The organism is Moritella sp. F3 (assembly GCF_015082335.1).
In the GTDB taxonomy this organism is placed as follows: domain Bacteria; phylum Pseudomonadota; class Gammaproteobacteria; order Enterobacterales; family Moritellaceae; genus Moritella.
Genome location: NZ_BLRL01000051.1, coordinates 1 through 274, shown reverse-complemented (window position 1 = coordinate 274; position 274 = coordinate 1). Strand labels below are relative to the sequence as shown.

The 274-nt window shown below is 44.5% G+C and carries 1 protein-coding gene; it reads left to right on the top strand.

What is annotated here, in order from left to right; all coding sequences use genetic code 11:
- On the top strand, positions 1–274 hold a 274-nt coding region (locus JFU56_RS22445), incomplete at both ends, for a hypothetical protein (protein WP_198439437.1).

Sequence of the window (274 nt, the reverse complement as noted above, 5' to 3'; positions counted from 1 at the left end):
ACCTTGTGATCAGTGACGAATCGCACCCACAAAATGGGCGTATGCTTCGCGCATCGGATATGGGTTTGCTAGAAACAGGCGAACCGAAGTCTGACGATGACGGATTTATCGCACTAGATGTGACAACGTCACTATTGGCGTCACATATTCAGGTGAATGAAGCGGCTCTGTTCGTCGATCAAGACGTAGAAATCAATGGTCAGACTGTTCGTGTTAAATCTTCTCTACAAAGATTGAAAGAAGAAGCCTTCAAATATGATCTTGCTTACTACAG